Here is a 21,333-nt window from a genome sequence, read left to right as displayed (position 1 = left end):
AAGGGACCGATCCATGGAACTCAGCGTCGATCATCTGATGGAAGCCGGTTCGGGCAGCCGCGTCCTGGGCAGCGACGGGGAAAGCCGGCTGCTGCGCGTGACGCGGCCGGACCGGCCCTTTCCCATCCTCGCCCGCATGGCCGTGACTCCGCCAAGCGGTCCGGCAGGTCCGGACGCTCCGGTGAGACGGTCCGACGCCGCGCTCGACCGGCTGCGGCGGGAGCACGCCTTGGCCCGCCGGCTCGATCCCGCCTGGGCGGTCAAGCCGCTCGACCTTCTGCCGCATGGCATGGCCCCGGTCCTGACCCTGGCCGATCCGGGCGGCCAACCGCTCTCGGCGCTGTCCGTGCCGGTGATGCCCTTCCGCCAGCGGCTCGCCCTGGCGCTGCGCATCGCGGAGGCGGTGGCGGAGCTGCACCGCCGCGGCCTGATGCACGGCGATCTGCGGCCGTTCAACCTGCTGGTCGACGACGACGGCGCGGTGCACCTGACCGGCTTTGGCCGGGCCTGTCCCATGCCCGTGCCGCCATCGCCGTCCCGGGCCGACGAGCGGCCGGACGCGCTGCTGCCCTACATGGCGCCCGAACAGTCGGGGCGGACCGGCCGGCCGGTCGACCGCCGCAGCGACCTCTACGCGCTCGGCGTCACGCTCTACGAACTGTTCACCGGCGCGCTTCCCTTCGCGGCCGGCGATGCAATGGAATGGGTGCACTGCCATCTCGCGCGGGCCCCCATCCCGCCGGCCCGCCACGCGCCCGACCTGCCGGTCGCCATCGCCGACATCCTGCTGCGGCTGCTCGCCAAGATGGCGGAGGACCGCTACCAGACCGCCGACGGCCTCGTCCGCGACCTCGGCCACGCGCTGCGGCTCTGGGACACGGAGGGTCGAATTTCCGCCTTTCCGGTCGGCCGCCGCGATCTGCCGGAGGGGCTGGTGCCGCCGCCGGGCCTCTACGGGCGGGACGAGCCGACCGCCGTCCTGGAGGCCGCTTTCGAGCGGGTCGCCGCCCGCGGCCGGATGGGCATCGTCCTGATCGCCGGCCGGTCAGGAGTCGGCAAGTCGGCGGTCGCCCGCTCCCTGGAGGGGCGTGTGGTGCCGCCGCAGGGCCTGTTCGCCGGCGGCAAGTTCGACCAGGGCGAGCGGGACCGTCCCTATGCCAGCCTCGCGGAGGCCTTTCGCGGGCTGGTCGCCCGCATCCTGGCGCTGCCGGCCCCGCATCGCGAGCACTGGCGCCGCGCCCTGGCGGAGGCGGTGGGCGAGGGCGGCGCCCTGATGACCGCGCTGATCCCGAATCTCGCCGTGCTGATCGGCGCGCAGCCCGCCGTCCCACCCTTGCCGCCGCGCGAGGCCCAGAACCGCTTCGACCTGCTGTTCCGGCGCGTGCTGCAGTGCTTCGCCCGTCCGGACCATCCCCTGGTCCTGTTCCTCGATGACCTGCAATGGCTGGACGGCGCGACGCTGGATCTGCTGGACCGTCTCGTCGCCGATGGCGGCATGGACCATCTGCTGCTGGTCGGCGCCTACCGAAGCGACGAGGTCGGAGACGGCCACCCGCTGCAGGCGCTGATGGGCCGGGTCGCGGCGGCCGGTGCCGCGATCGACGGCGAGCGGATCGCGCTGGGGCCGCTGTCCTCCGACGACCTGCGCCGCCTGATCGCCGACGGTCTGGACCGCCGGCCCGACGAGGTGGCGGCGCTCGCCGACCGGCTGCAGGAGCGGACCGGCGGCAACGCCTTCTTCGCGGTCCAGCTGCTGACCGAACTGGAGCGCTCCGGCCGGCTGTGGTTCAACCGCGATGCCCGCCGCTGGGACTGGGACCTCGCGGCGGTGGAGCGGGCGCCGGCGGGGTCCGGCATCGCCACGTTGATGGGCGAGCGGCTGGCCCGCTTTCCGGTGCCGGCGCGCGACCTGCTGTTCCGCCACGCCGCGCTCGGCGCCGCCGTCCGGCTGTCCACCCTGGCCCTCGCCGCCGGTCTGACCGAGGAGGAGACGGCGCGCCACCTGGAGCCGGTGCTGGCCGAGGGGCTGATCCTGCGCGGCGAGGACGGGGTCCGCTTCCTCCACGACCGGGTGCAGGAGGGGGCCTACGCCCTGGTGCCGGAGGACTTGCGCGGCCCGCTCCACCTCGGCATCGCCCGCGCGCTGCGCCGCGGCTTCGCGGCCGACCTGACGGGGGAGCGGCTGTTCGCGGTGGTCGGCCAGTACGACCGTTGCCTCTCCCTGGTCCGGGACGGGCGGGAGCGGGCGGAGGTGGCCGCGCTCCACCTCGCCGCCGGCCATCAGGCCAAGGCGGCCAGCGCCCACGGCGCGGCGCTGGCCCACGCGCTGGGCGGCCTGCGCCTGCTGGAGGGCGGCGGGGCCGGGCCGGTGGAAGAGCCGGTGGAAGAACCGTTGGACGGGCCGGAGGCCGGGCGGCTGGCCTTCGCGCTGGAGCATCTCCGGGCGGAATGCGAGTTCCTCTGCGGCGACCTGCAGCAGGCGGAGCGGCGTCTGCTCGCCCTTGCCGGACGGGCCGGGGCGCCGGCGGACCGCGCCGCGATCACCGCGCTGCTCGTCACCGTCTTCACCGCCATCGACCGCAGCGACCGCGCCGTCGAGTCCTGTCTGGCCTATCTGCGCGGGGTGGGGATCGACTGGCCCGCCCATCCCCCGGCCGCCCTGGCCCAGGAGGAGTATGAGCGGCTGCGGGCGGCCATCGCCGGCCGGCCCATCGCTTCGCTGGCCGCGCTGGACGCCGACCCCGATCCCGACAGCCGGGCGACGCTGGACGTGCTGGCCGCCGCCCTGCCGCCGGCCTTCTTCAGCGACCGCAACCTCGTCTGCCTGATCCTCGGGCGGATGGCCAACCTGACCCTGCGGAACGGGCGCAGCGACGCCTCCGCCCTGGGTTTCGCCTATCTCGGCATGATGGCCGGCCCGTGTTTCGGCGACTACGCCGCCGGCTACGACTTCGGCCGCCTCGGCTACGATCTGGCGGAGCGGCAGGGGCCGACGCGTTACCGGGCGCGGGTGCTGATGACCTTCGCCTATCATGTCGTGCCCTGGACCCGCGACATCCGCAGCGAGCGCGCCCTGCTGCTGCGCGCCTTCGACGAGGCGCGGGAGGCCGGCGACGTCACCTATGGCGGTTTCACCAGCGTCACCCTGGTCACCAGCATGCTGGCGTCGGGCGATCCGCTGGCGACGGTCCAGCGCACGGCCGAGTCGCGCCTCGCCCATGTCCGGCAGGTGAGGTTCGGGCTCTGCGCCGACATCCTGACCACCCAGCTCCAACTGATGCGGGCCTTGCGCGGCCAGACCGATGCGCTCGACGCCTTCGACGGGCAGGGCTTCGACAACGCCGCCTTCGAGGCGCGGCTGCTGGCCAACCCGAGCCTGGACATCGCCACCTGCTGGCACTGGATCCGCACCCTCCAGCTCCGCTGCGTCGCCGGCGCGATGACGGCGGCGGTCGAGGCGGCGGAACGGGCGGAAGGGCTGCTGTGGACCACGTCGGGCCATTGGGAGATGGCCGAATTCCACTTCCACGCCGCCCTGGCCCGGGCCGGGGCGATGGACGACGCCCCACCGGACCGGCGCGCCCGCCACGCCGCGGCGCTGGACCGGCATCGCGCTCAACTGCGCGATTGGGCGGGCCACGGCCCCGACAGCTTCGCCGCCCGCTTCGCTCTCGTCGAGGCGGAGGCGGCGCGGACCGAGGGGCGGACGGAGGAGGCGATGCGCGGCTACGACCGCGCGGTCGAGGCGGCCCGGCGCAGCGCCCTGCCGCATGTGGAGGCGCTGGCCCACGAACGCGCCGCCGGCCACTACCGTCGGCTGGGGGTGGCGACGCTGGAGCGCGCCTGCATCCGCGACGCGGCCGAGGCCTATGCGCGGTGGGGAGCCACCGCCAAGGTGGCGCAGCTGGCCGGGCGCCATCCCGCCCTTGCCTTGGATACGGTCGAGCCGGCCTTGCCGGAGGCGCCGCGGGGCTTCGACGGGCTCGATCCGGCGGCGCTCCTTGGGACGCTGCGCGCGGTCGCCGACCAGGCGAGTGTGGAGCAGCTCACCACCACCCTGCTGACCGTGGTGCTGGAGCATGCCGGGGCCAGCCGTGGCCTGCTGATCCTCGCCCGCGGCGACGGGCTGCGGGTGGAGGCGGAGGCGACGACCGGACTCTATGGCGTGTCGGTCCGGCTGGTCCGGGAGGATGCCGCGCGCATCCCGCTGCCCCACGCCGTCGTCCACGGCGCGATCCGTGACCAGGAGGCAGTGATCGTCGACGACACGCGGGCGTCGGGTCCCTTCTCCGGCGATCCCTATGTCCGTCAGACCGAGGCGCGCTCCATCCTGTGCATGCCGCTGGTCCGCCGCCGCCGCGTCGTCGGGCTGCTGCATCTGGAGAACGCGCTGGCCACCCACGCCTTCACGCCGCAGCGGGTCAGCATCCTGACGCTGCTCGGAGCCCAGGCCGCGGCGGCGCTGGAGACCGCGACGCTGGACGAGAAGGAGGCGCTGCTGAAGGAGATCCATCACCGGGTGAAGAACAACCTGCAGCTGGTCACCAGCCTTCTCAACCTCCAGGCCCGCCGGATCGAGGACGAGGCGGTCGCAGCCCTGTTCGCGGACAGCCGCGATCGCGTGCGGTCGATGGCGCTGGTGCACGAGAACCTCTACCGCCTCGGCAACTTCGCGCGCGTGCCGATGCGCGAGCATCTGGAATCGGTGTGCGCCCATCTGCTGCGCGCCTACGCCCGGCAGGCCGGCGCGGTGCGGCTGGTAACCGAGATGGCCGACCTGCAGCTTGACCTCGACCGCGCGGTGCCCTGCGGCCTGATCGTCAACGAACTGGTTTCCAACGCCCTGAAGCACGCCTTTCCCGGTGGGCGGGGTGGGGTGTTGGGCGTGGTCCTCGCGGTGGATGGACGGGAGTGCCGGCTGACCGTACGTGACGACGGCGTGGGCTTGCCCGGTGGGTATGATCCCGATAGGATGGACACGCTCGGCTTCCAACTGATCGCCGACTTGACCGAACAGTTGCGCGGTTCGTTGGAATACAACCCCGGCACAGGAACAGAATTCGTCGTCGCCTTTCCCTTGAAGGGGCGTCATCGGGGACATGAATGATTGCGGCCCGTATCCTGATCGTTGAAGACGACCGCATCGTCGCGCGTGATATCCAGCATCAGGTTTCCCGAATGGGCCATGTCGTGGTCGGCCTGTCGACCAGCGGCGAGGAGGCGGTGCGGCTGGCCGTCCACCACCAGCCCGACCTGGTGCTGATGGACATCCGCCTGGACGGGGAGATGGACGGGATCGAGGCGGCCCGCCGGATTCGCGAGGCCCAGCGCATCCCCGTCGTCTTCCTCACCGCCTACGCCAACGACGACGTCGTGGAGCGCGCCAGCCGGACGGAACCCTTCGGTTATCTGCTGAAGCCCCTCGAAGAACCGCAGATGCGCACGGTCATCCAGATGGCGCTCTACAAGCAGGCCAGCGACGCCAGGTTGCGTATGAGCGAACGGCGCTACGCCGCCACGCTCGCCAGCATTCGCGACGGCGTGATCCTGTGCGACCGCGACGGCCGCGTCGACTTCATGAACCGGGTGGCGGAGACGATGACCGGCTGGACGGCGGCGGAAGCGGCCGGAAAGCCGCTCACCGCTGTCTTCGTCGCCCTGGACGAGGAGACGCAGGAGCCGCAGGAGGATTTCTCCGCCCTTGTCCGGCACCGGGGGGCCCACGCCCCGCCGGAACGGCTGTCCCGCCTGCTGCCCCGCGGTGAAACGGCGCTGGCTCCGCCCCAGGCGGCCAATTCCCAGACGGCCGAAACCGGGGTGGCCGGAATCGTGGTGGAGGAACGCTGCTCCGCCATCATCGACGACCGCGGGGAGGTGGTGGGCTCCATCCTGGTGTTCAGCGACCTGACCCAGCGCCGCCGCGTTGCCGAGGCCCTGCGCAAGGCCCAGGCCGACCTCGCCCATGTCGGCCGGCTGACCATGATGGGGGAGCTGGCCGCCGCCGTCGCGCACGAGGTGAACCAGCCTCTGATGGCGATCATCACCAACGCCGGCACCTGCCTCCAGCACCTGTCGCAGCCGGCCCCCGACCTCGGCAAGACCCGCGCCGTGGCGGAGCGGATCGTGCGCGACGCCCAGCGGGCCGGCGACGTGGTCCGCAGCATTCACGCGCTGGCGCGGCGGGCCCCGGCCGATCCGGGATGGGTCGACGTCAACGCCCTCGTCGACGAGACGCTGGCGCTGGTGCGGGCGGAGCTGCGCCGCGCCCGCATCGCCGTGGAAACCGATCTCCGGGCGGACCCGCCGCGGGTCCATGGCGACCGGGTGCAGTTGCAGCAGCTCATCCTCAATCTGGTGATGAACGCGATCGAAGCGATGGCCGACCCCGGCCTGCCGCTGCGGCGTCTGCGCGTCGCGACGGCCGGCGGCGACGGCGGGATCGCCATCCGCGTCGAGGACAGCGGGCCGGGCCTCGCGGACACCGATCCGGAGGTCCTGTTCCGCGCCCTGTACAGCACAAAGCCCGACGGGCTGGGCATGGGGCTGTCGATCAGCCGGTCCATTGTGGAGTTGCATGGCGGGCGGCTGACAGCGACCCCGGGAACACCGTGCGGCAGCGTGTTCGAAGCCGTGCTTCCGGTCGCGCTGGGAGAAGCCTGATGGGTGCGCGCGATGCCGAACCAACGGTGACCGTGGTGGTCATCGACGACGACGAAGCCGTCCGCGAAGCGCTGGAGGGGCTGCTCGACTCCGTCGGCCTGCCGGTCCGGAGCTTCGGATCGGTGCAGCAGTATGTCGACCGGCAACCGGCCATCGACGTCGGCTGCATGGTGCTGGACGTGCGGTTGCCGGGCCGCAGCGGGTTGGATTTCCAGGCGGAGCTGGCGCGCTGCGGCAACAGCCTTCCGGTGATCTTCATCACCGGGCATGGCGATGTTCCGATGTCGGTCCGCGCGATGAAGGCGGGAGCCTTCGAGTTCCTGACCAAGCCGGTCCATCACCAGAACCTGCTGGACGCGATCCACGCCGCCATCGCCCGGCATGGCGAGCAGCGCGAGCAGGAGCGCAGCCTCGTCGCCCAGCGCGCCCGCTTCGACACGCTGACCGTGCGTGAACGCGAGGTCGCGATGATGGTGGTGTCCGGCCTGCGCAACAAGCAGATCGCCGGTGACCTCGACCTCAGCGAAGCGACGGTGAAGCTGCACCGCGGCCAAGCCATGCGCAAGATGGGGGTGCGGTCGGTGGTGGATCTGGTGCGCATCGTCGACAGCCTGGTGCCCGACGCCGCGCAGTGAGCACACCGGGGGAGCTGGCCGGCGCCTTCGCTCTCCCGGGGGCCTCGCCGTTCGCGGTGGAGGCCGAGTCGCCGCCGTGGGGGCTTCCGGCGGCTTCCGGCGGCATGCAAGCGCACATCGGCGAACGGAGGGGGCTATTGAACGCTACCCCGCTGCCCGACCGATCCTTGCGGCGGCGCTGGCCGTTCGGCCGTCATGCCACGGCAATCATTCTTTTTCGTTCCGATTGAGCGCGGCTTTCCCGCTCCTGCGCTAACCTTCGGTTTTGGTTTCAATCTCCGGACGATACCTGCCCGTGCAATATGTTTGCTTCCGATCGACATATGCGTGTTTTCTTGCAGAGCAAGAAAATATTCGAAAAGTAAGGATTCAGGCGCGCAAACGCCACTGTTACTATCCGGTAACGCGTTTTGGAGGCAATTTATATACCATTAATTAGCTCTTGATAGTTCATTGATCGAACTAAGACCGGTGTCCGGGCCGGCTGCGTTGACGTGAGGGCTGAAGCACCGTGGCGAATCCAACCTTCACTATGATCGGCACCAACAGCTTCGGCCTCTCCGACACCGGAAGCGAGGCCGCTCCGGTGCTGGTCGACCTTGATGGTGACGGCGATCTCGACGTCCTGGTCGGCAACGCGGACGGCAACACGCTTTTCTTCCGGAACACCGGCACGACCCTGTCGCCGACCTTCACGCTGGACAGCACCAACCCGTTCGGAATCACCAACGTCAGCGCGGGCGGCGCGCTTCCCGGTCTGGTGGACATCGACGGCGACGGTGATCTCGACCTGTTCATCGGCAACCACGCCGGCACCACCCTGTTCTTCCGCAACAACGGAACCTCGGCGCAGACGCCGACCTTCTCGCTGGAAGGCACCGGCCTGTTCGGCATCCAGAGCGCTGGAAGTTACGGGGCGCCGAGCTTCGCCGACCTGGACGCCGATGGCGACCTCGACCTGCTGATCGGCAATTCGAGCGGGGACATTCTCTTTTACCGCAACAACGGCTCGACGCTGTCGCCGACCTTCACGCTGGCAGGAACCAATCCCTTCGGCCTGACCCGTAACATCGATGGCTACGCGTCGCCCGCGCTGGCGGACATCAACGGGGACGGTCTCGTCGACCTCATCACCAAGAGCAACGTCTACGTCAACGTCGGCACGGCGGCGGCGCCGACCTTTTCGTTGCTCGCCACGAATCCCTACGGGGCCATCGGCCCCGGAGCGTACCCGCGGCCGGCGCTGGGCGATCTCGACGGCGACGGCGACATTGATCTGGTGGTCGGCGTCGACGGAGGCGATGTGGAGTATTTCCGCAACGTCGCCCCGGTCGTCGTGACGCTGGGCAATGCCGGAAACACGATCGCGCTGTCGCAGATCAACACGCTGACCGGCGGCACCGGCGTCGACGTGGTGTCGCTGGTCGAGATCGGGGCGACCTACACCGTCTCCGGGGTCGAGACACTGACCGGCAGCTCCGCCACCGACCTGGTGATCCTGGCCGGCGGCGGCAACACCATTCTGGTGAGCGGCGTCGAGACGCTGCTCGGCGGTGTGGGCACCGACGTGGTGACGCTGGGCTCGCTCGGCAACACGATGCTGGTGGGCGGCGTCGAGACGCTGACCGGCGGTGTGGGCACCGATGTGGTGATTCTGGGCAGCAGCGGCAACACGATGCTGGCGGAGGGCGTCGAGACGCTGACCGGCGGCATCGGCACCGACGTGGTGACGCTGGGCGACAGCGCGGGCAACACGCTGACCGTGTCGAAGCTGGAGACTCTGACGGGCGGCGTCGGCACCGACGTCGTGACGCTGGGCAGCGGCGGCAACACGGTGCTGGTGGGCGGCGTCGAGACGCTGACGGGCGGCACCGGCACCGACGTGGTGATGTCGAGCAGTCTCGGCAGCACGGTGCTGGTCCGGCTGATCGAGCAGGTGCTCGGCGGCTCCGGCACGGACAACGTGACGTTGGGCACCGGCGGCACTTCGTTGCTGATACGGGGCGTCGAAACGCTGACGGGTGGAACCGGCACCGACGTGGTGACTCTGAGCAGCGGCGGCAACACCGTGTCGGTGAGTCTCGTCGAAACGCTGATCGGTGGCACCGGCGCCGACATCGTGAGCCTCGACAGCAACGGCAACACGCTGTTGGTGCGGTTGACCGAGACGCTGATCGGCGGGGCGGGCGCCGATTTCGTGACGCTGGGCACCGGTGGCAACACCGTGTCGGTGAGTTTCTTCGAAACGCTGATCGGTAGCACCGGCTCCGACACCGTGAACCTCGACAGCAGCGGCAACACGCTGACGATCCGGCTGTTGGAGACGGTGATCGGCGGGGCCGGCACCGACGTCGTGACCGTGGGCACCGGCGGCTCCACGATGCGGGTGGGCGGCGTCGAGACCTTGACCGGCGGTGTCGGCACCGACGTGGCGACGCTGCTCACGGGTGGGAACACGCTGACGGTGTCCCTTCTGGAATCGTTGATCGGCGCCTCCGGCGTCGACGTTGTGACGCTGGGCGGAGCCGGCAGCACCATGCTGGTGAGCGCTCTGGAAACGGTGATCGGCGGCACCGGCACCGACGTGCTGACGGTCAGCGGCTCCGGGTTGACCGCGCTGGTCAGCGGCATCGAGACTTTGAACGGCAACACCGGCCAGGAGTTCGTGACGCTCGGTGACGGTGGCAACACGATGTCGGTGTCCCGGCTGGAAACCCTGACCGGCGGGTCCGGCACCGACGTGGTGTCCTTCGGTACGACGTGGGGAAGCACCATCCTGGTGAGCCACATCGAGACTCTGACCGGCGGCACCGCGACCGACGTTGTGACGCTGGGCAGCGGCGGCAACACCATCGAGGTGTCGGAGGTCGAGACGCTGTTTGGCGGCTCCGGCACAGATGTGGTGACGCTGGGCAGCGGCGGCAACACGCTGTTTGTCCGGTTGCTGGAGACGCTGACCGGCGGTTCCGGCACCGACGTCGTGACGTTCGGCACCGGCGGCAACGTGATGACGGCAAGCGGTGTCGAAACGATCAAGGGCGGCAGCGGCCTCGACATCGTGACGCTCGGCGACAGTGCCGGCAACACGCTCACGGTGTGGCGGATCGAGACGCTGATCGGCACGTCCGGCACCGACCTGGTGGAACTGGGCAGCGCCGGCAACACGCTGCTGGTGGACGGTGTCGAGACGGTGGTCGGCGGCATCGGCACCGACCTGGTGGAACTGGGCAGCGCCGGCAACACGCTGCTGGTGAGCGGCCTCGAGACGCTGACGGGCGGCGTCGGCACCGACGTGGTGACGCTGGGCGGCGCCGGCAACACGCTGCTGGTGAGCGGCGTCGAGACGCTGACGGGCGGTTCCGGCCTCGACGTGGTGACGCTGGGTGACAGTGCGGGCAACACGCTCACCGTGACCGAGCTGCAAACCCTGATCGGCGGCGTCGGCAACGACGTGGTGACCTTCACCCCTGCCGGCAACCATGGGACGCTCTTCGTTTCCGGTGTCGAGACCGTCTTCACGCCGTTCCAGACCCTGACGCTCAACGGCACCGACACGCTGATCGTCCTGCCGGTCGGCCCGTCCATCCCGGTCCTCAGCCCGGCGTCGGACAGCGGAACGGCCGGTGACGCGGTGACAAACGCGTCCCAGCCTACGCTGACGGGAACTGCCGACCCCGGCGTCCTTGTGCGCCTATACGGAAACGGTGTCGAGATCGGGACGGGAACCGTCAACGGTTCCGGCGACTGGTCGGTGGTTCCGAGCACGACGCTGGCCGACGGGACCTGGACCTTGACGGCCACGGTGGTCTCATCCGGCGTCGAGAGCGAATTGTCAGGTTCGCTCCTCGTGACCATCGACACCAGCGCCCACGCTCCTTCCGCCCTGGCGCTCGCTGCAGCTTCGAACAGCGGCTTGACGTCGGACACGCTGACCAACGTGACGGCCCCGGCGATCACCGGCAGCGTGGCCGAGGCCGGCGTGGTGGTTCTGTACGAAGGCGCGACGGCTCTTGGCACGATGACGGCATCAGCGGCCGGAGCCTGGAGCATCACCGCGGCCTCGCTGGGCGACGGCGCGCACACGCTGACCGCCACGGTGAGCGACGCCGCCGGCAACACGTCGTCCAGCTCGACCGCGCTGACCGTCACCATCGACACCAGCGCGTCGTCGCCAACCAGTCTTGCTCTGTCCACGGCTTCGAACAGCGGTTCGACGTCGGACACGCTGACCAACGTGACGGCCCCGGTGATCACCGGGACGGTGGCCGAGGCTGGCGTGGTCGTGCTGTACGAAGGCGCGACGGCTCTTGGCACGGTGACGGCTTCGGCGGCGGGGGCTTGGAGCATCACGGCAGGCTCGCTGGGCGACGGGGCTCATACGCTGACCGCCACGGTGACCGATGCGGCCGGCAACACGTCGTCCGTCTCCTCCGCTCTCACCGTCACCATCGACACCAGCGCGTCGTCGCCGACCAGTCTTGCTCTGTCCACGGCTTCGAACAGCGGCTTGACGTCGGACACGCTGACCAACGTGACGGCTCCGGTGGTCACCGGGACGGTGGCCGAGGCTGGCGTTGTGGTGCTGTACGAAGGCGCGGCGGCTCTTGGCACGGTGACGGCTTCGGCGGCGGGGGCCTGGAGCATCACGGCGGCCTCGCTGGGCGATGGCGCGCACACGCTGACCGCCACGGTGACCGATGCGGCCGGCAACACGTCGTCCGTCTCCTCCGCTCTCACCGTGACCATTGATACCAGCGCCAATGCTCCTTCCGCCCTGGCGTTGGCGTCCGCTTCGAACAGCGGCTTGACGTCGGACACGCTGACCAACGTGACGGCTCCGGTGATCACCGGGACGGTGGCCGAGGCCGGCGTTGTGGTGCTGTACGAAGGCGCGACGGCTCTTGGCACGGTGACGGCTTCGGCGGCGGGGGCCTGGAGCATCACGGCAGGCTCGCTCGGCGACGGTGCCCACACGCTTACCGCCATGGTGACCGACGCCGCCGGCAACACTTCCACGGCTTCCTCCGCTCTCACCGTCACCGTCGACAGCGGAGCGCCGTCCGTTACCGTCGCGCTGGACAAGACGACGCTCGGTTTGGGGGAGACGGCAACCGTCACCTTCACCTTCAGCGAGGCGCCGGTCGGTTTTTCCCTGTCAGCCGTCTCCGCGCAGAACGGGACGCTGTCGGACCTGTCCGTCCTGCCCGGCAGCGACGGGTTGGTTTACACGGCCATACTGACTCCCAGCGCGGAGACGCTCGCTGCCGACAGCCGTATCACCGTTGCCACTGGCTGGAGCGACACCGCCGGAAACACTCCGGCGGCGTCGGCGACCTCGATCGGCTATGCCATCGACACCCGGACTCCATCCGGCAACACGGCGCCCGTCATCGGCGGTGCCATGGCTGGCCAAGCGGCCAACGACACCGCCAGCCTCCAGCCCTTCACCAGCCTGACCGTTTCCGACAACCAGACCGCGCAAGCCCAGACGGTCGTGGTCACAGTCCACGATTCGGGCGGCACGGTCGGAGACGCCACCGGCGCCTTCACCGCCGCCAGCCTCACCGCCAGTGGGTTTGTGAAGTCGTCCGCCGGAACCTACACTCTGGCCGCCGGCTCGGCGGCGGCGGCCCAGGCAGCCCTGCGGCTGCTTGATTTCCAGCCGACGGCCAACCGGGCCGCCCCGGGCACTCAGCAGACGACCGCCTTCACCGTGACGGTCACCGACGCGGACGGCGCGTCGGTGACGAGCAGCACGACCAGCATCAGCGTCCTGTCGGTCAACGACGCGCCGGTTCTGGCCCAGGCGCTCGGCACCCGCAACGTGGACCAGGGGCAGGCCTTCTCCTACACGATCCCGGCAGGGACCTTCACCGACGCCGACACCGGCGACAGCCTCACCTTCAGCGCGACCAGCGGTGACGGTTCGGCGCTGCCCGCCTGGCTCAGCTTCGACGCGGCCACCGGGCGGCTGTCCGGCACGCCGGGCAATGCCGATGTCGGCACCCGGACGGTGCGCGTCACCGCGACCGATTCCTCCGGCGCGACGGTCACGGACCTGCTGACCATCCAAGTCGCCAACGTCAACGACGCGCCGGTCGCGGTGAACGACACGGGCGACACCGACCGGCTCACCCCGGTCACGGTGATCGCGTCGAGCGGCGTGCTTGCCAACGACACGGACCCGGACGCCGGCGACCGGCTGACCGTGAGCGCGGTGAACGGCGACGCCGCCAACGTCGGCCAGGCGATCACCCTGGCCGGCGGCGGCCGGCTGACGCTGAACGCCGACGGTGGCTACAGCTTCGATCCGGCGGGCGGATACGGCACGCTGCTGTTCGGCCAGACCCGGCAGGAGACGGTCAGCTACACCGTCACCGACCAGGCCGGCGCGACCTCGACCGCGACGCTGACCATCACCGTGCGGGGCGTCAACACCGCCCCGGCGGTGCAGGAGGCCAAGCACGTCGCCATCGACCAGAATTCCAGCCGCGTCGGCCTGTCGATCGACAAGCCGGTCGATCCGGAAGGCGACCCGCTGACCGTCACGGTCACCGGCCTGCCCACGGTCGGAACGCTCCAGCGCTACGACGGCACGGCGCTCAGCGTCGGCGACACGTTGACGCCGGACCAGCTCGCCGCGGTGATCTACACGCCGCCCTTCGGCGCGACCGGAGCGGCGGGGTCCTTCAGCTACGCCGTGTCCGACGGGACCAACCTGGTCGGCCGCGCGGTGACGATCAGCCTGACGCCGGTGCAATGGCTGAGCCTCACCCCGTCCAGCCTGTCGATCGCCGAGGGCAACAGCGGCTCCACCGGCCTGACCTACACCATCACCCGGCGGGGCGACACCTCGGGCGCCACCACGGTCAAGTGGCAGGTCGACACGACCGGCCTGAGCGGCAGCCTCGCGGACGCCGCCGACTTCGGCGGCACGCTGCCCAGCGGCACCGTCACCTTCGCCGCCGGCGAAACCAGCAGGACCATCACCATTCCGATCAGCGGGGACCGGCTGGTGGAAGCCAACGAGCGGTTCCGGGTCCTGCTCTTCTCCCCCTCGACCACGGTGGCCGAGGCCAAGATCACGGTGGAGAACGCCACCGCGATCGGCACCATCCTCAACGACGACCACGCCGCGACCATCACCGCGGTGAGCGGCCCGGCGGTCGGCCGCTATCTGGCGGCGCGCGGCGACACCCTGGACTTCACCGTATCCTTCAGCGACGCGGTCAGCGTCTCCGGCAGCGGCGCGCCGCGGCTGGCGCTGACCATCGGAACCCAGACCCGCTACGCCACCTTCCTGCGCGTGGACTCCGGCAATCTGGTGTTCCGCTACGCGGTTGGAGCGGACGATCTGGACAGCGACGGCATTGCCGTCGCCGGGGCCATCGACCTGAACGGCGCGCAGATCCGCGACAGCGCCGGCAACACCGTCACCGGCCTGTCCTTCGGCAGCGCGGCGCCGGTCACCAGCCATGTCATGGTCAATGTCCGCGGCGGCCACGCCATCGACGGTTACATCGCCGGCGCCACGGTCTTCGCCGACGCCAATGCCAACGGCCAGCTCGACGACGGCGAGGCCTTCGGGACCACCAACGCGGTGGGGAGCTGGTCGATCCCCGGCGGGTCCGGCCCCATCGTCATGATCGGCGGCACCGACATCTCGACCAACCTGGCCTTCACCGGCGTCTACGAGGCGCCGGGCTCGGCGTCGGTCATCACGCCGCTGACCACCATCATCATGGGCATGGCGGGGCTCGCCGGGACGGACGGCGAGATCGCCGCGGCGGCGACCGAGCTGAAGAGCAAGCTCGGGCTCGACGCCGGCCTCGACCTGCTCGCCTACGACCCCATCGTCGCGGTCACCACGGCCGGGGCGGACGCCGCGGCCATCGCGACCGCGCTGAAGACCCAGGCCGCGGCGGCCAGCGTCGCCAACGTGATCGTCCAGGGCAGCGCCGTGCTCGCCGGGGTGGTGATCGGCGCGCCGCGGGCCAGCGGCGTGATCGGGCGGGCGCTGGTCGGCGCCATCGCCGACGCGATCAAGGCCGTGCCGGCGGGCGGCACCATCGACCTCGCCGATCCGGCGGTCCTGGCCGCCATCCTGGCCGCCGCCGGCGCGCGCATCGGGGCCGTGGACAGCGTGAGGCTGGCCGCGGTGACGGGCGGCGCCGCCAACGTCATCGCCGCGTCGAACGGCGCCGTCATCACCGCCGGAACGACCAACAGCGGCGGCGTCGACGGGCTGACCCAGATGGCCCAGGCCCAGGTGGTGGCCCAGGGCACGGCGGCGGACGAGCTGCGCAACGGCACCGCCGCCGGCGACGTGTCGGGTGCGGTCGCCGCCTTCACCGGCACCAACCTGCAACAGCAGATCAGCGCGGCCCAGGTGGCCGTGGTCATTCCGTCGCGCCTCGCCATCGCGGCGACCGATGCCGACAAGCGGGAAGGAGACAGCGGAACCACCGCCTTCACCTTCACCGTCACCCGCGCCGGCAGCGCCAGCGGCGTCCTGACGGTGGCCTGGGCGGTCGCGGCCAGCGACGGGCCGGGCGGCGCCACGCTCGACGCCGCCGATTTCGGCGGAACCCTGCCGTCGGGCACGGTCTCCTTCGCCGACGGCGAAACGACGAAGACCATCACCATCCTGGTGTCGGGCGACACCGACATCGAGCCGGACGAGACCTTCACCGTCACCCTGTCCAACCCGTCCGTCACGGCGACCGCGATCGAAACGGCGTCGGCGTCCGGGACCATCCGCAACGAGGACCCGATCGATCCGACGCTGACCCTGCCCACCGCCCCGACGGTGGTGGCGGGAACGGCGGCGGCCATCGCCGGCCTGTCGGTGATGGACGGCGACAGCGCCACGGTGACGGTGACCCTGACGCCCGGCAACGGCAGCCTCGGCCTCGCCGGGCCTGCCGCCATCAGCACGGCCGGCGACGGCACCGTGACGATCAGCGGCAGCGTGGCCGACGTCAACACGACGCTGGCCTCGCTGGTCTTCACCGGGGCCGGCGGGCACACGGCGGCCAGCATCGCGGTGACGGTGGCCGACGGCGATCCGTCGACGCCGGACGCTTCGGGCACGCTCGCCATCGCCGTCCAGTCGGCGCCGGCCAACGTGCTGCCGAGCAGCCCGACCATCGTCGCCGGCCGCTCGACCGAGGTGCTGGGGCTGGAGATCACCGACATCGACGGCGGCACGATGACCGTCGTGCTGACTCCGACCAACGGCACGCTCACCCTGCCGCTCTTCGGCTCGGCCACGACGAGCGACCTCGGCAACGGCAAGGTCCGGCTCACCGGCTCGCTGGAGGACGTGAACCGCACGCTGCAGCAGCTTGAGTTCACCGCGTCGCGCAACGTCACCAGCGCGTCGATCCGCTTCGAATCCTCCGACGACCAGCCGCTGACCCCCGATGCGGACAGCCTGCTGGTCATCGGCGTGCTGTCCTCGCCGGAGCACAGCGCGCCCGCCAGCCTGTCGGTGGTGTCCGGTGTGGCGACGGCGGTGAGCGGCCTGTCGGTCAGCGACTATGACAGCCCGACCCTCCAGGTCACGCTGACGCCCACCAACGGCGCGCTGGCTCTGACGGCGCAGGGCGGGGTGACCCTGACCCAGCCGTCGGCGGGCGTCTGGCGCCTGCTCGGCACCCAGGCCGACATCACGGCGACGTTGGCCACCCTGACCTTCACCGGCACCGCGGGCCAGACCGCCGGGACGATCCGGGTGACGACCAGCGACCTCGGCACGCTGACGACCGACGCCGAGGCGACCATCGCGGTGACCATCACTGATCCGGTGGTCCTGGTCGCCCCGACGCTCACCCTGCCGCAACCGATCACGCTGGACCAGGGCCTCGACACGGCGCTGGCGGGCATCCAGGTCACCGATCCGGACAGCCCGTCGATCACGGTGACCCTGACCCCGTCCCAGGCGATCCTGGGAGCCACGGCGGCGGGGCAGGCGAGCGTCGCGACGGCGGGCAACGGCACGATGACCATCAGCGGATCGGTCGCCGACGTGAACGCGACGCTGGCCGCCCTGCGGATCACCGGCGGCACCGCCGCCACCGCGACGGTCGCGGTGACCGTCAGCGACGGGGTCACCACGCCGGCCACCGGCACGCTGACCCTGCCGATGGTGGACGTCACGCCGCCGGCCAGCCCGACCATCACCGCCGTGAGCATCGACTCCGCCGGCGCGCAGCCGGTGACCGTCACCAACCGCAACCGGCTGTTCGTGCGGGGCACGGCGGAAGCCAACAGCCGCGTCGCCCTGTCCGACGGCGGGACGGAGGTGGCGACCGTCACCGCCGACGCGCAAGGCGCCTGGGTCGTCGACCTCAGCGCGACGCCGCTCTCGGACGGCGGCCATAGCTTCACCGCGCGGGCGACCGACGCGGCCGGCAACACCGGTCCGCTGTCCGGCGCCCGGTCGGTGTCCATCGACACCGTCGCTCCGACGACGCCCTCGGTGGTCTTCAACGACGCGTCCATCGACCAGGCCCGGCAAACCAACGTCGGGTTCGTCCTGTCCGGCGGGGAGAGCGGGACGGCCTACCGCTGGACACTGACCTCATCGGGGGGCGGCGATCCGCTGACGGGGACCGGAACGCTCACCGGGCCGGGCGGCACGGTCGGCGGCATCGACGTGTCCGGCCTGTTCGACGGGACGCTGTCCCTGGCGGTCACGCTGACCGACGCGGCGGGCAACGTCTCGGCGGCCGGGACGGCGACCGCGGCGAAGGCGGCCGGAGCGGTGGTGGACGGCACCAAGGTCCAGACGCTCGCGTCGCAGGTCAACGGAAGGTCCTTCAGCACGGTGGTGATCCAGGCGCCCGCCGTCGGCCGCGTGGAGGACCCTGGCAGCCCGAACGCCGCGCTGGCCGACGTGCCGCTGGTCCGGGAGACGGTGACCGATCCCACCAGCGGACAGGCAACGCTGATGACCACGCTGCAGGTCGGTCTGCCGACCGGAGTCGGCGTGACGGCGAGCGGCCCGGCGGACCGCGAGGGGGCAACCCTGGCGCAGGCCGACCTGATCCGCGCGATCGAGGCGCGCACGACGGCGGGATCGACCTCGCGGTCGGACCTTTCCAGCGGCGGCCTCCGGTACCTGGGCACGCTGTCGCAGCAGGCTTCCCTGCTGCTGCGCACGCTCGCCTTCACCGCGCCGGCCACGCCGGGGGCGGCGGTCAGGGTCACCGGTGCCGCGGTGGGCTCCTCCATGCCGACTGCCCTGGTCATCGACACGACCGGGGCCGCGGGACCGCTGACCGTCCAGCTCGACAGGGTGTCCTTCGTCGCGGTGATCGGTTCGGCGACGCTGGTCGGCGGCGAGGGCAACCAAGTGGTGTATGGCGACGCCAGCAGCCAGTCGATCATCCTCGGCCCCGGCGACGATCTCCTGTCGGGCGGCGGCGGCAACGACACGGTGGCCAGCACGCTCGGCAACGACACGCTGTATGGCGACGACGGCGACGACCTGATGCACGGCGGCGACGGCGACGACCTGATGGACGGCGGCGCCGACAACGACACGATGGGCGGCGGGGCCGGCAACGACACGATGGGCGGCGGTGCCGGCAACGACATCCTGATCGGCGAAGGCGGCAACGACGCCCTGTTCGGCGGCACCGGCAACGACACCCTCTTCGGCGGCGACGGCGACGACACGCTGTTTGGCGAGGACGGCGACGACATCCTGTCGCTCGGGACGGGCAACGATCTGGCCGACGGCGGGGCGGGCAACGACACGCTGTTCGGCGAGGAAGGCAACGACACGTTGTTCGGTGGGGCCGGCGACGACATCCTGTCGCTCGGGACGGGCAACGATCTGGCCGATGGCGGGGCGGGCAACGACACGCTGTTCGGCGAGGACGGCAACGACACGCTGTTCGGCGGGGCCGGCGACGACGTGATGTCCGGCGGGGCGGGCGACGATCTCCTGTTCCTCGACCAGGGGGCCGACACGGTGTGGGGCGGTGCCGGAGCGGACGTCTTCGCCTTCGGCAGTGCCTCCGGCGGGTCCATGGTGATGGACTTCACGCCGGGCACCGACCGGCTGGCGTTGTTCGACCCCTCGCTCGACCTTCGGGCCGTGATCGCGTCGGCGCGGGTGGTGAACGGCAGCACCGTGCTCGACCTGCGTCCGGGGGTGAGCATCACCATCGTCGGGCAGACCGGTGACGTCGCCCGCTGGTTCTCCTGACCGGGAGGGGGCGGCGCGCCCCTCCTTCCGCGCTGTTGGCCAGGCGAGCGGCGGTGCTATCGTAGGGAATGGCTGCGCGCGTGCTGAGGCTTTTTCCGGGGCCGCCCGAGGAGGTGGCGTTGGCCGGGCTCTGTCTGGCCGACGCGCTGCACACCCTGGGCGGCGCCGGTGCGCCCTTCGTCTATGCGAGCTTCGTCGGCAGCCTCGACGGGCGCATCGCTGTGTCGGACGCCATCAGCGGCGACAGTCACCTCCCCGTCGAGATCACCAGCGGGAACGACTTCCGCCTGTTCCTCGAACTGCAGGCCCAGGCCGATTGTCTGGTCACCCATGGCGGCTACCTGCGCGACCTCGCGGCGGGCCGGCTGGACGATGTGTTGCAGATCGGGACGCGGGCCACGGATCGTGACCTGGCGGACTGGCGGCGGGAGAACGGCCTGTCCGCCCAGCCCGCCGTCGTGATCGCCAGCGCCAGCCTCGACTTCCCGATGCCGGAGTCCATCATCCGCGGGAAGCAGCGCGTTCTGGTCGCGACGGGGCGGCAGGCCCCGCCCGACCGGGTCGACGCGCTGCGGGCCCGCGGCGTCCCAGTGTTCGTCGCCGGAGGGGGGGAGTCGGTGGAGGGCGCTCCGCTGGTCCGCGAACTCGGCAGGCTCGGCTTTCGCAGCGTGTATCTGCTGACCGGCCCCCGCATGCTGTCCACCATGCTGCGGGATGGGGCGCTGTCGCGGCTCTACCTCACCATCGCCCACCGAGTGGTGGGGGGAGAGGGCTTTCACACCATGGCGACGGGGCCACGGCTGGAGGGCGCCGGCCGTCTGCGCCTGTCTTCGCTGCATTATGATGCCGCGGAGCCGGATGGCGCGGGCCAGTGGTTCGCCCGGTTCGACCCGTTGCGCCCCGCGTGATCGCCGTGCGTGATCACTGTCCGTGATCACCGGGCGCGGCAACCGGCCGGCTTTCGGCCGGTGGTGGTGTCGAAACGGCTGAGCGGGCAGCGGAGGCGAGATGCGCCGCTGCCCGCCGGAAAGCCGGTGGTGGTGTGAGAGGCACGCGGTCATGCCGCCGCCACGCCCTCAAAGCTGGGCGCAGGCGTAGGCGTTGATTTCGGTGCCGACGGCGATCACACGGATTTGTGGTTTGCGCCACGTTTTCATGATGCCCTCCCTCTGTTCCACAATGGTTGAACCAAAATGGTTGGACAGGACCATTCACGGTTGGTCCTCTCGAGGAAGCCTACCGGCCCAATGCCGGCTCGGCCATTCTCCGAACGGGTAGCCAAACGGAAAATCCGTAGGAAGTTTTTATGATGAAGGTCGGCCGCATTTATTTGGTCTCCATGTCGAATGACCGGTCAATCCCGGAGAAACACCCGAATGCGTGCTTGAGACGGCGCGCTTGATCATCACACCATGAGGGTGCGCTTCTTCGGACAGGCCAGCAAGGACCCGACCCGATGATGAGGAATGGTGTTCCGGTTGCGTTGATCGCGGTTCTGATCGGTTGCGGGGCGGCGCGGGCCGAGGACGGCTACCCCACCTACGCCCGCGTCGATTACGTCCTCGGCTGCATGCTGTCCAACGGCCAGGGGCCGGACGTCGTGCGCAAATGCTCCTGCAGCATCGACGAGATCGCCGCGCATTTCCCTTACGACAGCTATGTGGCGGTGGAGACCGCGCGGGGCATGCAGGAGGCCCCCGGCGAGCGCGCCGCACTGATGCGCGACGTCGGGTGGATCAAGGACCTGCTGAACGAGTTCCGGCAGGCCCAGGTCGCCGCCGACCTGAAATGCTTCTGACCGGTTCGGCGGCGGCGCAG

The 21,333-nt window shown here is 70.7% G+C and carries 7 protein-coding genes; 6 read left to right on the top strand and 1 reads right to left on the bottom strand.

Going from position 1 to position 21,333, the window contains the following annotated elements; translation table 11 throughout:
- Nucleotides 1-13: 13 nt before the first annotated feature.
- The 5 genes from FBZ83_RS21345 (at nt 14) to FBZ83_RS21325 (ending at nt 20,423) form a co-directional block, all read left to right on the top strand.
- Nucleotides 14-5,107 (top strand): AAA family ATPase, encoded by a 5,094-nt coding sequence (locus FBZ83_RS21345; protein WP_145688400.1) that lies wholly within the window; start codon nt 14-16, stop codon nt 5,105-5,107.
- Nucleotides 5,104-6,660 (top strand): response regulator, encoded by a 1,557-nt coding sequence (locus FBZ83_RS21340; protein WP_145688392.1) that lies wholly within the window; start codon nt 5,104-5,106, stop codon nt 6,658-6,660. The genes FBZ83_RS21345 and FBZ83_RS21340 overlap by 4 nt, the downstream gene beginning before the upstream one ends.
- Entirely contained in the window at nt 6,660-7,295 is a 636-nt protein-coding gene (locus tag FBZ83_RS21335; RefSeq protein WP_145688382.1) for a response regulator transcription factor, read from the top strand. Before FBZ83_RS21340 ends, FBZ83_RS21335 begins: the two co-directional genes overlap by 1 nt.
- A 511-nt stretch (nt 7,296-7,806) precedes the next feature.
- Nucleotides 7,807-19,515 (top strand): Ig-like domain-containing protein, encoded by an 11,709-nt coding sequence (locus FBZ83_RS21330; RefSeq protein WP_247888416.1) that lies wholly within the window; start codon nt 7,807-7,809, stop codon nt 19,513-19,515.
- Nucleotides 19,516-19,595: 80 nt separating this feature from the next.
- Nucleotides 19,596-20,423: a RibD family protein gene (locus tag FBZ83_RS21325; protein ID WP_247888415.1), complete on the top strand. Its 828-nt coding sequence runs from the start codon at nt 19,596-19,598 to the stop codon at nt 20,421-20,423.
- 168 nt (nt 20,424-20,591) lie between these two features.
- Here the strand turns inward: FBZ83_RS21325 and pqqA are convergent, their stop codons facing one another.
- The gene (gene pqqA, locus FBZ83_RS32020) at nt 20,592-20,726 is read right to left on the bottom strand and encodes a pyrroloquinoline quinone precursor peptide PqqA (RefSeq protein ID WP_247888414.1); all 135 of its coding nucleotides are present in this window, start codon (nt 20,724-20,726) and stop codon (nt 20,592-20,594) included.
- A gap of 245 nt (nt 20,727-20,971) precedes the next feature.
- Here pqqA and FBZ83_RS21315 point away from each other — a divergent pair, with 245 nt between their 5' ends.
- Complete coding sequence (locus FBZ83_RS21315) at nt 20,972-21,313, top strand: hypothetical protein (RefSeq protein WP_247888413.1); 342 nt, start codon at nt 20,972-20,974, stop codon at nt 21,311-21,313.
- The last annotated feature ends 20 nt before the right edge of the window (nt 21,314-21,333 follow it).

It is taken from the genome of Azospirillum brasilense, assembly GCF_007827815.1.
GTDB classification, from domain to species: Bacteria; Pseudomonadota; Alphaproteobacteria; order Azospirillales; family Azospirillaceae; genus Azospirillum; species Azospirillum brasilense_C.
The sequence above is the reverse complement of the archived record's forward strand: the minus strand, read 5'-3'. Positions and strand labels throughout refer to the sequence as shown.

Excerpts from the sequence above, each read along its gene's own strand:
- FBZ83_RS21345 (WP_145688400.1), top strand. The coding sequence starts at position 14 with ATGGAACTCAGCGTCGATCATCTGATGGAAGCCGGTTCGGGCAGCCGC.
- FBZ83_RS21340 (WP_145688392.1), top strand. The coding sequence starts at position 5,104 with ATGATTGCGGCCCGTATCCTGATCGTTGAAGACGACCGCATCGTCGCG.
- FBZ83_RS21335 (WP_145688382.1), top strand. The coding sequence starts at position 6,660 with ATGGGTGCGCGCGATGCCGAACCAACGGTGACCGTGGTGGTCATCGAC.
- pqqA (WP_247888414.1), bottom strand. The coding sequence starts at position 20,726 with ATGGTCCTGTCCAACCATTTTGGTTCAACCATTGTGGAACAGAGGGAG.
- FBZ83_RS21315 (WP_247888413.1), top strand. The coding sequence starts at position 20,972 with ATGATGAGGAATGGTGTTCCGGTTGCGTTGATCGCGGTTCTGATCGGT.